The organism is Pseudomonas flavocrustae, from assembly GCF_029872515.1.
GTDB classification, from domain to species: Bacteria; Pseudomonadota; Gammaproteobacteria; order Pseudomonadales; family Pseudomonadaceae; genus Chryseomonas; species Chryseomonas aestiva.
Genome location: NZ_JAPDIQ010000011.1, coordinates 85,929 through 100,593 on the forward strand (window position 1 = coordinate 85,929; position 14,665 = coordinate 100,593).

General features: G+C 67.9%; 10 protein-coding genes. 3 read left to right on the forward strand and 7 right to left on the reverse strand.

Features of this window, described 5'->3' with window-relative positions; all coding sequences use genetic code 11:
* Window positions 1–205 precede the first annotated feature (205 nt).
* Entirely contained in the window at window positions 206–2,017 is a 1,812-nt protein-coding gene (locus OMP44_RS21130) for an ABC transporter ATP-binding protein (RefSeq protein ID WP_187978553.1), read from the forward strand.
* Window positions 2,018–2,082: 65 nt separating this feature from the next.
* Window positions 2,083–2,235, forward strand: a complete 153-nt coding sequence (locus OMP44_RS21135; protein ID WP_007162537.1) for a hypothetical protein — start codon at window positions 2,083–2,085, stop codon at window positions 2,233–2,235.
* A gap of 278 nt (window positions 2,236–2,513) precedes the next feature.
* On the opposite strand, the gene treA is transcribed toward OMP44_RS21135, so the two are convergent.
* From treA to OMP44_RS21150, 3 genes are all read right to left on the reverse strand, one after another.
* On the reverse strand, window positions 2,514–4,157 hold the full coding sequence (gene treA / locus OMP44_RS21140) for an alpha,alpha-trehalase TreA (protein ID WP_263259705.1): 1,644 nt from the start codon (window positions 4,155–4,157) through the stop codon (window positions 2,514–2,516).
* 99 nt (window positions 4,158–4,256) lie between these two features.
* Window positions 4,257–6,170 (reverse strand): hybrid sensor histidine kinase/response regulator, encoded by a 1,914-nt coding sequence (locus OMP44_RS21145; protein WP_187978550.1) that lies wholly within the window; start codon window positions 6,168–6,170, stop codon window positions 4,257–4,259.
* Window positions 6,171–6,296: 126 nt separating this feature from the next.
* A complete protein-coding gene (locus tag OMP44_RS21150; protein ID WP_280311028.1) occupies window positions 6,297–9,722 on the reverse strand; it encodes an AAA family ATPase in 3,426 nt (1,141 codons plus the stop codon).
* A 171-nt stretch (window positions 9,723–9,893) separates the two neighbouring features.
* Here OMP44_RS21150 and OMP44_RS21155 point away from each other — a divergent pair, with 171 nt between their 5' ends.
* Window positions 9,894–10,031: a hypothetical protein gene (locus OMP44_RS21155; protein WP_280311030.1), complete on the forward strand. Its 138-nt coding sequence runs from the start codon at window positions 9,894–9,896 to the stop codon at window positions 10,029–10,031.
* Window positions 10,032–10,073: 42 nt separating this feature from the next.
* On the opposite strand, the gene OMP44_RS21160 is transcribed toward OMP44_RS21155, so the two are convergent.
* The 4 genes from OMP44_RS21160 to OMP44_RS21175 form a co-directional block, all read right to left on the reverse strand.
* Window positions 10,074–11,249, reverse strand: coding sequence for a zinc-dependent alcohol dehydrogenase (locus OMP44_RS21160; protein ID WP_187978548.1), 1,176 nt, complete (start codon window positions 11,247–11,249; stop codon window positions 10,074–10,076).
* Entirely contained in the window at window positions 11,249–12,088 is an 840-nt protein-coding gene (locus OMP44_RS21165; protein WP_280311032.1) for an SRPBCC family protein, read from the reverse strand. The genes OMP44_RS21160 and OMP44_RS21165 overlap by 1 nt, the downstream gene beginning before the upstream one ends.
* Window positions 12,089–12,188: 100 nt before the next feature.
* Window positions 12,189–13,394 carry an exonuclease subunit SbcD gene (sbcD, locus tag OMP44_RS21170; protein WP_280311080.1) on the reverse strand — a complete coding sequence of 402 codons (1,206 nt, stop codon included), beginning with the start codon at window positions 13,392–13,394 and terminating at the stop codon, window positions 12,189–12,191.
* A gap of 183 nt (window positions 13,395–13,577) precedes the next feature.
* Window positions 13,578–14,663, reverse strand: coding sequence for a sn-glycerol-3-phosphate import ATP-binding protein UgpC (locus OMP44_RS21175; RefSeq protein WP_280311034.1), 1,086 nt, complete (start codon window positions 14,661–14,663; stop codon window positions 13,578–13,580).
* Window positions 14,664–14,665: the final 2 nt, after the last annotated feature.

Consider the following 14,665-nt stretch of genomic DNA (forward strand, 5'->3'; position numbering starts at 1 on the left):
ACATCCTGTCAGGCGCCATCCTGGCCTGGTCTTCATCCGTGACCTCAGAGCTGCGCATCCTGCGCCGCTGATAGGTGTAGATTACGCAGCCCGCCGAGATGGCAACATGGCCAGGTGACACCAGTGCGTGTGAGCCTTTTGCCATAGCCTCGGGAACACGGCGACCGCCGCCTCGACTAATACTGAACCTCGCCGAAGATCCGCCATGGCCCTCTCGACTTCCTTCGCTATCGTGCAACAGCAGATGCGCCGCGCTGCCGGCCTGGTCTGGAGTACCTCTCCCGCGCTGATGATCGGCCTGGTTCTGGCCACCCTGGTCGCCGGCCTGCTGCCGGCCCTGGCCGCCTGGCTCGGGCAGCGCATCGTCGATGCCGTGGTGGCGGCCATGCGGCTGCATGCCGAGCAGGGCCAGGCGCCGCTGTGGCCAGTGCTGAAGTTCGTGCTGGCCGAAGCCGGGGTGCTGGCCGCCCTGGCGGGAGCCCAGCGGCTGCTGTCGGTGCAGCAATCGCTACTGCGGGTACGCCTGGGGCAGACCGTGAATCTGCTGATCCTGGAAAAGGCCCAGACCCTGTCGCTGGCACAATTCGAAGACGCGGATTTCTACGACAAGCTGGTGCGGGCCCGGCGCGAGGCGTCCATCCGGCCCCTGGCGTTGGTGACCAAGTCCCTGACCCTGCTGCAGAACCTGATCTCGCTCGTCAGCTTCGCCGTGCTGCTGGTGCATTTCTCGCCCTGGGCGCTGTTGCTGCTGGTGGTGGGTGCCCTGCCGGTGTTTCTGGCCGAGGCGCGCTTTTCCGGCGATGCCTTTCGCCTGTTCAGTCGGCGTGCACCCGAGACGCGCCGCCAGACCTACCTGGAGACACTGCTTTCCCACGAGGCCTACATCAAGGAGGTCAAGCTGTTCGGCCTGGCGCCGCTGCTGCTGGAGCGCTATCGCACCACCTTCACCAAGCTCTATGCCGAGGACCGTCGCCTGACCCTGAGACGTGACGGCTGGGGTTTCGTCTTTGGCCTGCTGGGCACCCTCGCCTTCTATGCCGCCTATGCCTGGGTGGTGCTCGATACCGTGCGCGGGCGTCTGAGCCTGGGCCAGATGACCCTCTATCTCACCCTGTTCCGCCAGGGCCAGGCCGCGGTCAGCGCCAGCCTGACGGCCCTTGGCGGACTCTACGAAGACAGCCTCTACCTGAGCAATCTCTACGACTACCTGGGCCAGCCGACCAGCGCCGAGGGCGGCAGCCTCACGGCCGGCAGCCAGCCCGGAGATGGCCTGAGATTCGACGGGGTCGGCTTCACCTATCCGGGCGCGACCGCACCGACGCTCAAGGACATCAGCTTTCACCTGGCGCCGGGCCAGAGCCTGGCCCTGGTGGGCGCCAACGGCTCGGGCAAGACCACCCTGATCAAGCTGCTGACCCGGCTGCATGCGCCTACCCAGGGACGCATCCTGCTCGATGGCAGCGATCTGCAGGAGTGGCAGCCGGCCGCCCTGCACAGGCGCATTGGCGTCATCTTCCAGGATTTCATCCGCTACCAGCTCACCGCTGGCGAAAATCTGGGGGTCGGCGACACCACGGCCTTCAACGACGGGGCGCGCTGGCGCAAGGCGGCCGAACAGGGCCTGGCCGACGAAGTCATCGCCGGTCTGCGCGAGGGTTACGAGACCCAGCTCGGACGCTGGTTCATGGGCGGTCAGGAGTTGTCCGGCGGGCAGTGGCAGAAGATTGCCCTGTCACGCGCCTATATGCGCGAAGACGCCGACATCCTGGTGCTGGACGAACCCACCGCCGCGCTGGACGCCGCCGCCGAGGCGGTGATCTTCGAGCGCTTTCGCGCCCAGGCGCAGCAGCGCATGACCCTGCTGATCTCGCACCGTTTCTCCAGCGTGCGCAATGCCGATCAGATCCTGGTGCTGGAAGGCGGCGAGATCCGCGAGCGAGGGGATCACGAGCAGCTGCTGGCGAGCGGCGGCCGCTATGCCCAGCTGTTCGATCTGCAGGCCAGAGGCTATCGCTGATCGCCGGTGGCGAACTTCGCGTGGAGGGCTATGCCCAACGCTTAACAACCACTCGCGGAGGCCGCATGAACGATCAGATCAAGGAAAACCCCGACGACCTGGACATCGATCCGGACATCGCGCCCGATCCCGAAGAGCCCGTAGGCGAAGATCCGGATGACAAGCCGGTCGAGGAACGCCTGCCGCAGAAGAATCCGCGCAATCCGGAGTACAGTTGATGAACGCCATCCTGCCGTTGCCCGAGGACGAAGATCCGGAGGGGCTGCATCCGGCGGAGTTGCCGGCCGACGAGGACGATGCGCCGCCAGTCGATCCGCTGTGAAATCTAGAGTCAGTACTCGGATGGATCTGGCGTAGGGCTTGCCCTCACCACAGCCCTCTCCCGGAGGGAGAGGGGGAAAGAGCGGCCCGTAGGTTGGGTTGAGCGTAACGAAGCCCAAGCTGAAAATGTTCACACCATGAAAAAGGTCCGCCGTAGCGGACCTTTTCTTTGGCCTTATTTCGCGCCGGGTTGCGGTTTGTAGAGTTCGAGCAGCTTGAGCGTGACGCCGTTGGTCCAGCCGAAGCCGTCCTGCAGCTCGTACTCGCCGCCGCCGCCGCCCTGGCCGCCGGTGAGGTCGTATTTCTCCACCAGCTTCTGCTCGCGGGCGTAGAGGTTCTGCACCTGGGTCAGGAAGCGGGTTCCGATGTCGGCGGCCAGCTTGTCCTGCTGGTAGCGACGCAGGCCGTCCACGGCCACCCACTGCAGCGGTGCCCAGCCATTGGGTTCGTCCCACTGCTGGCCGGTCTTGACCGTGGTGGTGGCGATGCCGCCCGGACGCAGCAGCTGGTTGGCCACGGTCGCGGCGGTCTGGTCGGCGCTGCTCTGGCTGGCGGCGCCCACGAACAGCGGGAACAGGGTAGCGGCGGAAACCTTGTCGGTACGGCGCTTGGCCTGCCAGTCGAAGTCGGTGTAGTAACCGGCCGGATTCCACAGGTAGCGGTCGATGGCCTGCTGGCGGGTCTTGGCCTTCTGGCTGTAGGCCTGGACGCAACTGGCCTCGCCGGTCTTCTCGCAGGCCTTGGCGATGGTCTGTTCCAGGTGATAGAGCAGGCTGTTCAGATCCACCGGGGCGATGGCGGTGGTGCGGATGGTCGCCAGGGTCTTGCCATCGCCCAGCCAGCGCGAGGAGAAGTCCCAGCCACTCTCGGCTCCGGCGCGCAGATCGCGATAGACCTCGCCGGCCGGTCGGCCCTTGGCCTGGGCGGCGGTGGCCAGGTCTTCCAGGTAGGACTCCTGGCGCGGGGTATCGCGAGCATCCCAGTAGCGATTGAGCAGGGTGCCGTCAGCCAGCCTGACCACATGGGCATTGGCCTGGCCCGGTTGCAGGCCTTCGGCCCCGGCCATCCAGTAGGCGTATTCCTTCTGCAGTTGCGGCAGGTAGCGGCGATAGGCGGAGTCGCCTTCCAGGCTGGCCTGCAGATCGACCATGTAGGCGAAGAACGGCGGCTGCGAGCGACTCAGGTAGTAGCTGCGATTGCCGTTGGGGATGTGGCCGTAGACGTCGATCTCATGGGCGAAGTTGTCCACCATGTCGCGGACCAGGTCGGTGCGCCCGTCCTTGGCCAGTCCCAGCATGGTGAAGTAGGAATCCCAGTAGTAGACCTCGCGGAAGCGTCCACCCGGCACCACATAGGGCTTGGGCAGCGGCAGCAGGCTGCTGTAGGCCGGCACCTCTTCGTAGTGGCGAGTCAGCACCGGCCAGAGATCCTTGACGTGGGTCGGCAGGTCGGCCCCCGCCTTGGGCGGTGCGGCCTTGATCGGATCGGATTCTTCGAAGTTGGCGCTGACAAAGGCCTTGAGGTCGAAGCCCGGCTTGTCGCGCTGGGCCAGGTAGTCCTGGCGGATGTCGGCCGGATTGCGCTTGGGCAGGGCATCGACGAAATGCTTCTGGTCGCTGAACAGCTTGCCCTGCTGCACGGCGGCGAACAGCTCGGGATAGGCCTGGTCCGGCGGCACGGCGCGGGCGTTGCTGGCGTCGCGCCAACTCCAGGTCGGGGTTTCCGGCTTGCTGCCCTCATGGGCGCAGGCGGCGAGAAAGGCGATGGACAGGGACAGGACGAGCATCCGCGCGGGTGGCGCAGGTGGCAGGCGTTTCATGAAGCGCTCCTTTTCTTGTCGACACGACAGCAGCCGCAACGGACGTTGCGACACGAAAGGATCGACCCTGGAGCGCCGCGACAGTTCGCCGCAATCGGCTCAGCCGCCCGGACGCAGACGCCTTACGCAGCGTGCCAGCTCTTCGAGACCGAAGGGCTTGCCAATGAGTTCGACGCCCTCTTCCGCCAGTTCCGGCAGGGACGCCGGGTCCGCCTGACCGGACAGATAGAGCACCGGCAGCCCGGGGCTGGTGGCCCGCGCCTGCTCGGCCAGTTGCCGGCCGTCCAGCCCGGAGAGGCCGAGACTGGTCACCAGCAGATCGATACGCAGGCTGCCCGAGGCGATGAGGGCCACGGCGGTGGCGCTGTCGGCCACCGCCAGGGGCGTGTAACCCAGCTCCGCCAGCACCTCGCCGATGATGACGCGGACTTCACGCTCTTCTTCGACGATCAGCGCGCAGTCACCGGAGACCTCCGGCAGGACCGGACCTTCGGCTTCGCTGGGCGCGGGCTCCACCACAGGCTGAGCCAGTAGCCGCGGTAGATAGAGGCTGATGCAGGTGCCCTCGCCCACCACCGAATGGATCTCCACCTGACCACCCGATTGGCGGACGAAGCCATAGATCATCGACAGCCCGAGTCCGGTGCCACGCCCGCTGGGCTTGGTGGTGAAGAAGGGTTCGCAGGCGCGCTTGAGGGTATCGGCGTCCATGCCGGTGCCGGTATCGCAGACCTGGATACGGACGAAATCACCGGCCACCGTCTCGATCGGCAGGCCGATGCTGAGCGGTCCGCTGACATTGTCCACGCGGATGCTCAGGTTGCCGCCCTCGGGCATGGCATCGCGGGCGTTGATGGCCAGGTTCAGGATGGCGTTTTCCAGCTGATGCGGATCGCAATGCAGCAGCCAGAGGTCGGCATCGAGCTGGACGTCCTTGCGGATCTTCTTGCCCAGGCTGTGACGCAGCAATTCGTGCATGCCCTGCACCAGCTGGCCGGCATCCACCGGGCGGGGTTCGAGTACCTGACGGCGGGCAAAGGCCAGCAGGCGCTGGGTCAGGGCCGCGGCGTTCTCGGCCGAGCGGGTGGCGGTGTCCAGGTAGCGCTCCAGCTCCTGGATGCGCCCCTGCTGCACCCGGCGACGCATCAGATCGAGCGAGCCGACGATGCCGGTCAGCAGGTTGTTGAAGTCGTGGGCGATGCCGCCGGTGAGTTGGCCGATGGCCTCCATCTTCTGCGCCTGGCGCAGCTCCTCTTCCAGGGCCATCAGCTCCTGGCTGCGTATCTCGATGCGCTCCTCGAGGTTGCGATTGAGTTCGTCCAGGGCTTCGCGAGTGTGGACGGCTTCGCTGACATCGCGGGAAATGGAGAGGAATCTCAGGGGCTGGCCGTCATCGCCCAGGATCGGCGTGACCACCACGTCCCACCAGCGCCGGGTGCCCTTCGCCGTGGGTGCCAGCCCGGTGAAGCGCCCGATGCCGCCCTGCCGCGCCGCCTCGATGGCGGCGGTCACCTCATGGCGCTGCCCTTCGGGCCAGAGTTCGGCCCAGGGACGGCCCTGGAAGGGAATGAAGTCGTCGATCTCCATGACCACCAGGCCGCCCGGATTCATGTATTCCAGACGCCCTTCCAGATCGATCAGCTTGATGCAGTCGACGCTGCAGACCATGACGCTGCGCTTGAAGGCCTCGCCCTGCCAGAGCTCGGCTTCATGGCGTCGCTGCGCGGTGATGTCGAGCAGTACGCCACCGGCCTCGCGCCGCTGGAATTGCAGGCAGCGCAACTGGCCATCGGTGCCCTGGCGCCAGGCCTCCCAGACCTGGCCCGCGGCGGGCAGCAGCCCCTCGGGCGGTGCGCTGCGACTCTGCAGCCCGCTGAGCAGCTCGGCGGGCGAAAGGCCCCGGGCCAGCGCCTCCGCGTCCCGTTCCAGCATGGCCGCACACGCGGCATCCGCGCGCCACTCGGCGCGGCTGGGATCGTATTCGAACAGGCCGACGGCAAGAAATTGGGACATGGTGGGTAGGTGGCCGGTAGGAGAAGGAGATGTCATAACGCCAGCAGAAACGGCGAACCTGTCTACGTTAACAGTTTCATCGTTTCGCTTCGCGCTGGGCTTCGACCACTGCGCCGGAAAAATTACTCACTCGGTCGCGTTTTTCTCCACGGCATAGCGCCGCTCCAGACCGCTATGGCCCAGACCGACGCCCTTGCGCACCTTGAGCTGCACCGGGATGCGCTCCTTGAGCGCCTCCACGTGGCTGATGATGCCGATGGTCTTGCCGCTGGCATTGAGCTGATCGAGGGCATCCAGTGCGACCTCCAGGGTTTCGCCATCGAGGGTACCGAAGCCTTCGTCGAGAAACAGCGAGTCGATGCCGGTGCGCTGGCTGACCAGATCCGACAGGGCCAGCGCCAGGGCCAGGCTCACCAAAAAGCTCTCGCCACCGGAGAGGGTACGGATGTCGCGTAGGGCATCGGCCTGCCAGGTGTCGAGGATCTGCAATTCCAGCTCGGCGGCCTGGCGCCGGAAGAGTCGATAGCGACCGTGCAGGCGCATCAGCTGACCATTGGCGAGATGCACCAGGTGATCCAGGGTCAGGCCCTGGGCGAACTTGCGGAATTTGGCGCCGTCGGCCGAGCCGATCAGACCGTTGAGGTGCTGCCAGAGGTCGTGATCGAGCTCCTGGGCGGCGATCTCGCCGAGCAGGGCCTGCAGACCATCGCGGCGGCGCTCGTCTTCGCGCAGGGCGGCGTTGACCTCGCCCTGGCGCTGGCCCAGGGCGCGCAATTCGGCGCCGGCGGCGGCCAGTTCGGCATCCAGCTCGGCGGCGCTGCGCTCGGTCTGCGGCTCGGCGTTCAGGGTGTTCAGGCGTTCCTGCGCCGCACCGGCCAGAGCGCGCGCCTCGGTCAGACCGGTCTCGAGACGGGTGCGCTCCAGCGTCAGAGCGCTGTGCTCGTGGTCGTCCAGTTGTGCGGCGCGCCAGGCGTCGGCGTCGGCGAAGGCGCTGGCGGCCAGAGCGGTCTGCCAACGGACGCCGGCTTCGCTGGCCAGCTGCACCTCGCCCGCCAGTCGCTCGTGCAGCGCCTGGTGGCTGCCCTGCAGCGCCGCACCCTGCTCACGGCAGTCTTCCCAGGTCGCGGTCGCCTCCGCGAGCACGGCCGCAGCGGCCTCCGGCGCTACCGGGACGGCGGCGACCTCGCCGGCGCGCTGGCGCCAGGTCTCGACCAGCGGCACGAGGGTGGCCAGGCGCTGGGCAATGTCCTTCAGGTGCTGCTGCAGTTCCTGCGCTCGCTGGCGATCGGCCTGCCAGCGGCGCCACTCCTGCTCGCGCAGCGTCAGCCATTCGCCGGCACGACTGGGCACCTCATGTCCCCAGCGCGCCAGCTCCGCGCCCAACTGGCGCTCTGCCGTGGCCTGTTGCGCCTCGGCCTCCCGCTGTTCCCTGGCACCCTCCGCCAGACTTTGGCGCGCTCGCTCCCAGGCCGCCTCGGCCAGCGCCTGGCGCTGTTCGGCATCGGCCTGTTGACGCGCCAGGCGCTGGGCTTCGTTGCGGCCTTCCTCGCCTTGCTGACGCAGGCCATCCAGGGTGGCGAGCACCTGCTGGATGCGCGCCAGCTCCTGGTCCTGACGGCGGCGCAATTCGGCCACCGCGCCAGGCACCTCAGGATCGGCACCCAGGGCCGTGCAACGCTGACGCCAGAGTTCGCCCAGTTGCTCCAGCTGCTGACTGGCCTCGGTCTGCTGTTCGGTGGCCTGATCCAGTTGCGCCTTGAGCGCGGCCAGGGCTTCGCTGAGCTCCTTGCCCTCCTGGGTCAGGCGCTCCAGTTCGGTCTTGGCGTCCTGCAGGGCGGTCTGGGTGGCGGAGACGTCCAGCGCGGCATAGTCGGCCACCGCGGGGTGATCACGGGAACCGCACAGCGGACAGGGTTCGTCGGGCTGCAATTCGGCGCGCTGGGCCTCGAGACTGCGGATGACCCTTTCCTGTTCGAGCAGCTTCTCGCGCTCGCGCACCTGCTGGGCCACCTCGCGATAGCGCCCGCGCAGGGCGTCCAGGCGCACCTGGTGATCGCCATGCTGGCGCTGACGCTCATCCTGGCTGCGGGCCAGACGCTCCACCTGGGTCTGCAGCTGGCGCCGGCGCTCGACCAGCTGATCCAGCTGATCCACCTCGTTGACCCGGCCCAGCGTGGCCTGCCAGAGGGCACGCCAGGCCTTTTCGTCGCGGCCGTCCAGCGCGGCCTGCCAGCGTTCGCGCTGGGCCTGCTCCGTCGCCTGGGCCTGGGCGGCCTGCTCGCGTGCCCGCGTCACCGCCTCCTGCTGGGCTTCGCGTTCCTCGGCCAGCAGCTGCAGCTGCCGGGTCTGCTCCTGCTGGCGCCGCGTTAGGCGCGCCAGGGCCTCGGCTCGTTCATCGCGCAGGGCCAGCTGGCTGCGCCAGTCGCCCAGGCGTTCGCCAAGTTCGGCATGACCACTGCGCTCAGCCAGGCTCAGTTCCAGATGCTGCTGTTCGTCCAGCGCCTGCGCCTGCTCCGCCTCGGCCTGGCGCAGTTGTTCGCCACTGGCCCCCAGGGCCTGGGCCAGGGCGGCATCGCGGCGACTGGCCAGGGTCTGGATCCTCTGATCGAGCTGTGCCAGTTCATCCCGGCTGCGCTGTTCCCGCGCCGCGGCTTCGCGCCAGGCCTGCTCGACGGGCAGCAACCGGGCCGCCGGTTCGGCCGCCGCCAGCCGCTGACGTTGCGGCTCGGCGGCCTCCCAGGCCTGCTGCGCGGTGGCCAGGCGCGCCTGGGCCTGCTGCTCGTCCGCCGCCGTCTGCTCCACGGCGGACAGCCACTGGCGCTGGGCCTGCCAGGTCTTGAGGTCTGCGCCCAGTCGCTCTTCGCGCTGCGCCAGGCCGCTGCCCTCGGCGGCCAGCGCCTGGCGGCGTTCGGCGTCCAGCACCTCGACCCCGGCGACGCGCTGGCGCAGGCCCTCCAGGACGCCCTTGGCCTCCCGCGCGCGCTCGAACACCCGCTGGGAGATCTGCCCGTACACGGCGGTGCCGGTCAGCTCTTCCAGCAGTTCGGCACGCTGGCTGGCACTGGCTTCCAGGAAGGCGGCGAAGCCCCCCTGGGCCAGCAGCATGGAGCGGGTGAAGCGCTCGAAGTCGAGGCCGGTGAGTTCCTCGGTAAGTCTGAGCTTGTCGCCGGTCTTTTCGGCGAGAATGCTGCCGTCGAGCCTGGCCAGTTCCACCTTGGGTGGCTGCAGGGCGCCATCGGCGCGGTCGCGGGCGCGTCGCTGGCTCCAGAAGGCTCGATAGCGCTCGCCACGCACGGCGAATTCCACCTCGGCGAGGCAGTCGCCGGTGTGGCGGGTCATGAGTTCGTTGCTCTCCCCACCCACCTTGCTCATGCGCGGCGTGCGGTGATAGAGCGCCAGGCAGATGGCGTCCAGCAGGGTGGTCTTGCCCGCCCCGGTCGGTCCGGTGATGGCGAACAGGCCACTGCTGGCGAAGGGTTCGGCGGTGAAGTCGATCTTCCACTCACCCTTGAGGGAATTGAGGTTCTTCAGGCGCAGGGTGAGGATCTTCATCGGGCTTTTCCAGGACGACTCGGCGAACCGCCAATTCTGGCATTGTTGGGCCCGCTCGCCCATGCCAACCGACCACTCGACCTATGGTCGTGCCCACCGCTGAACTTGCTTCGCCCCCCGCTCTCAACTGCAAGGTATCGCTCTGCAATCACGTTTCCCGGAAGATCCGTCGTGCGCTTGCCCCTCTCTCCCTTCGATTTCCTCGGCATGCCCCTGCTGGTCGGTGTGGGCACCCTGGCGCTGGTCAGCTGCAGTGGCGGCCACAAGGTCGCCGCGCTGTGGCAGCCGCTGGCGACCTGGCTGGTCTAGCGGATAAAGAGCCCGCCGATCCTGGGATCGCCGGGCTGCCCCTCACGGCATGAACACCGCCCTCATGCAGTTCCTGTCCTTGGACTTGAACAGCTCGTAGCCGTAGGGCGACTCTTCCAGGCTCATCGGATGGGTGAGCAGGTAAGACGGATCCAGCTCGCCCTTCTGGATGTGTTCGAACAGCCGCTCCACATAGCGCTGCCCCGGCTGCTGGCCCGATCTCAGGGTCAGGGCCTTGTTGACGATGGCGCCCATGGGAAACTTGTCGATCACCCCGCCATAGACGCCGATCACCGACACCGTACCGCCCTTGCGACAGGCACGGATGGCCTGGCGCAGCGCCGATCCGCGCTCGGTATGCAGGCGCAGCAGCTGCTTGGTCTTGTCGTAGGCATAGTCGACCTGGGTACCGTGGGCCTCCATGCCGACGCAATCGATGCAGCGATCCGGGCCACGGCCACCGGTCAGCTCCAGCAGCGCCTCATGGATGTTGGTGGTCTCGTAATCGAGGACGATGGCGCCGGCCTTCTCGGCCGCCAGCTGCAGGCGATCGCTGAAGCGATCGATGGCGATCACCCGCTCGGCGCCCAGCAGGTAGGCGCTGCGAATGGCCATCTGGCCAACGCCGCCACACCCCCAGACCGCCACGGTATCGCCAGGCTGGATGTCGGCGATGTCGGCAGCGTAGTAGCCGGTGGGCACGGCATCGGACACGAACACCGCCTGGGCATCGCTGACGCCGTCAGGCACCTTGAACAGATTGACGTCGGCATAGGGCACCCGCACGTAGGTGGCGTGGCTGCCGGCATAGCCGCCGAAGGCATGGCTGTAGCCGAAGATGCCGGAACAGGGCTGCCCATAGGCCAGCTCGGTCATCTCGGGCTTGGGGTTGCTGTTGTCGCAGCAGTTGTAATCCTCGCGCTGGCAGTGCTCGCAGTCACCGCAACCGATGATGGAGACGGTCACCACCCGGTCGCCAACGGCCAGGCCCTGGTTACGCAGGCTGCTGCCCAGTTCGACGATCTCGCCGAGGAATTCATGGCCGATGATGTCGCCAGGCTTCATCGCCGGGACGTAGCCGCCCAGCAGGTGCAGGTCCGAACCGCACACCGAGGACATGATGATGCGCACGATGGCGTCGCGCGGATTGAGGATCTCCGGATCCGGGACGGTTTCCACCTGCAGACGATTGGGGGCTTGCCAGGTCAGGGCACGCATTATTCGGACCTCGCCTGAGTGCCCAGGCCGGCATTGATGTCGGCCTGGGGTTCGTCGGCCGGGTGAGTCACCGGCGGATGAGGCGGCGCCAACGGGCGACCGCTGCGGGAGACCTCGGGGGTGGCGATCTCGCCGGTTTCCAGTTGCTGCTTGAGCCGGCGCAGGCCGAGATTGACCGCCTTGCCGGTGAAGCGGCTGATCCCTTCGGTGACGGCATGACCGAGCAGGCCGACCGGGGCTTCGCAGGCCAGTACGGCCTGGACCAGGGTACCGCGGCCCTGGGGTGCGTCGCTGAAGGTCAGACTGGCCTTGTGCGCCATGAAGGTGCCGGGCACGGTGCTCCACAGCAGGAATTCGTTCTCGCGGCGCTCGCTCTGCTCCAGGGTCCAGCTCAGGGTGCGCCCCAGGGGACCGGAGGCATGCCAGTGGCTGTCGCCATCGGCGCCCAGCTCGATGCGGTCGACGAAGGGCAGCAGCGCGCGCAGGTGCTGCAGGTCGGTGCAGTAGGCGAACACCTCCTCACGCGGCTTGGCGATGGTGACGCTGCGCTGGATGGCGGTGGGATTGCGCCAGCCCCAGCGCTCGGCCAGGGCCTGTTCGAAAGGTGATGGCTGCAGCGCGGCCTTGAGCTCGCAACGCTGGCGGACGCCGCGACTGAGGGCCATGGCGCCCAGCGCCAGCTTCACGCAGCCGGTGAGGCCACCGCGGCGCAGGCCGCCAAGGATCAGCAGACCACCGCCAAGCAGGGACACCAGGCGTTCGGTGCCCTGGACATTGGGAACTTGGTTGTCGGAACGTGCGTGACGCGTGGCGGCGAGGGGTTGCGACAGGTCGTGCATGGGGTCTCCTCCGATATGGGCTACATAGAGAGGGTGACCCCGGGGCAGCGGGCCTTGTTCCGGAGGAGAAATACCGTCCGATGGACGCGTTTCGCTGCGATCAGGCGGGCAACTCGCCGAGAACCTCGCGATAAAGGCTTTCCAGCCGGGTACGCAGGTCGTCGTCCAGGGTCTCTTCGGCCAGGCGCTGGCTGAAGACATCCAGCGGGCTGAGCTCTTCCAGCGTTTCGCGCTGGGTACCCTGCAGAGTGGGCGCGATGGCGCTGCGCGCGCGCCTGACCCGCAGCACCTCCAGCGGCAACTCGGCCACCAGCGCGGAGATGCGCGGCTGCAGATCGGCCAGGTAGTCGTCACCGGCCACCACCACCTCGGCCCACACCGGGCACTCGGGGCGGCCGTCGGCCGCTGCCTCGACCAAGGCGGCGCCCAGGGTGTCGAGGGTGCCCTGCACCACGGCCAGCGGCTGGAAACAGGGCACCGCCACGGGCGTCACCCGCTCCAGGGTCGCGCCGAACTCCACCAGCAGGACCTCCTTGGCGCGTTCCTCATCGAAGCTGAGGCACAGCGGCGAGCCGCTGTAGCGCACCTGCTCCAGGCCGCCGACCCGCTGGGGGCGATGGATATGGCCGAGGGCGATGTAGTCTGCCGGCGGAAAGGCGCTGGTGGGAAAGGCGTCGAGGCTGCCGACATAGATCTCCCGCACCGACTCGCTGGTGCTGGCGCCCACGGTGGTCAGGTGGCCGGTGGCGATGATCGGCAAGGCAACGCCCAGTTCGGCGCGGCGCGCCTCGGCCAGAGCGTACAACTCGGCATAGTGCCCCTGGATGGCCTGTTGCAGCGCCTGGCGCTTTTCCTCGGCGCTTTGTCCGGCCTGGCTCTGCACCACGTCACGCGGCCGCACGAAGGGAATGCCGCAGAGCAGTGCGCTGATCTCGCCATCGCGGCGGCGCAATTCCAGCAGCTGGTCGGCTGGCGTCTCGCTGACGCAGGGGATCACCCGGGTGTCCAGGCAGGCCAGCAACTCGCGGGATTCCGCCAGCACCGCGGCGGAATCATGGTTGCCGCCGAGCACCACCAGGCTGGCGCCGGTACCGCGCAGGGCGACGATGAAGCCGTTGTACAGCTCGCGGGCATAGCTCGGTGGCGTGGCGGTGTCGAAGATGTCCCCCGCCACCAGGACCACGTCCACCGCCTGCTCCGCCACCTGGTCGACCAGCCAGGCGAGAAAGGCGCGATGCTCGGCCTCGCGGGTGCGCCCGAGGAAATGCTGCCCCAGGTGCCAGTCGGAGGTGTGCAGCAGGCGCAGGCCGCTCGCGGAAGCAGACTTTCGAACACGTCTGGGCTTGGGTTTTTCCTCGGGGGCAGCGGCGGGCAGATCGAACAGCGGGAGGTTTTCCATGGGTATCGGCGGTCAGAGCGGCAAAGGGCGCAGTATCCTCTCCGGGGCGCCTGAGGGAAACCGCCCCGCGCCCTGACCGGACCGGCGTGCCTAGCGCCGGGGATCGAGGCGCTGACCGGAGGCGGCATCGAACAGGTGCAGGTGCTCCTCCGGCGCGCGCAGCTGCAGGACGTGGCCCGGCGCCGGCCGCTGCTGATGGAGCAGGCGCACCACCAGCGCCTGCTCGCCCCAGCGCCCATGCGCCAGGTTGTCGGCGCCGAGGATCTCCAGGGTGCGGACCACCAGGGGCAGGCCCTGCTCCGAAACGCCGCAGGGCTGCAGGTGCTCGGGCCGGATGCCCAGGCAGACCGGACGTCCGGCCAGATGGTGATAGCCCGGCCCCAGCGGCAGGCGCAGACCGCCCGGCACTTCGCAGTGGCTGCCAGCGGCGTCGACCTGGCCGTCCAGCAGATTCATCGCCGGACTGCCGATGAAGCTGGCGACGAAGCGCGTGGCCGGACGTTCGTAGACCTCCACCGGGGTGCCGAGCTGCTCGACCACCCCCGCCTGCATCACCACCACCCGCTGGGCCAGGGTCATGGCCTCCACCTGGTCATGGGTGACATAGAGGCTGGTGGTATTGAGCCGCTGGTGCAGCTGCTGCAATTCCAGGCGCATCTGCACCCGCAGCTTGGCGTCCAGGTTGGACAGCGGCTCGTCGAACAGGAACACCGCCGGATCACGCACCAGGGCGCGGCCCATGGCCACCCGCTGGCGCTGGCCGCCGGACAGCTCTCGCGGCCGCCGTTCGAGCAGGCCATCGAGTTCCAGAATGCGCGCCGCCTCCTTGACCCGGGTGGCGATCTCGGCACGGCCGAGACCGGCGATCTTGAGACCCCAGGCCAGATTCTCGGCCACGCTCATGTGCGGATAGAGGGCGTAGTTCTGGAACACCATGGCGATGCCGCGCGCCTTGGGTTCCAGCGCGGTGACGTCCCGGCCACCGATATGGATGCTGCCGGCGCTGACCCGCTCCAGCCCGGCCACCAGCCGCAGCAGGGTGGACTTGCCGCAGCCCGAAGGCCCCACCAGCACGATGAATTCGCCATCCGCCACCTGCAGATCGAGGGGCTGGATGACCTGGGTCTTGCCGCCGTTCCAGCTCTTGGAAACGGTCCTGAGTTCGAGGTTTGCCATGG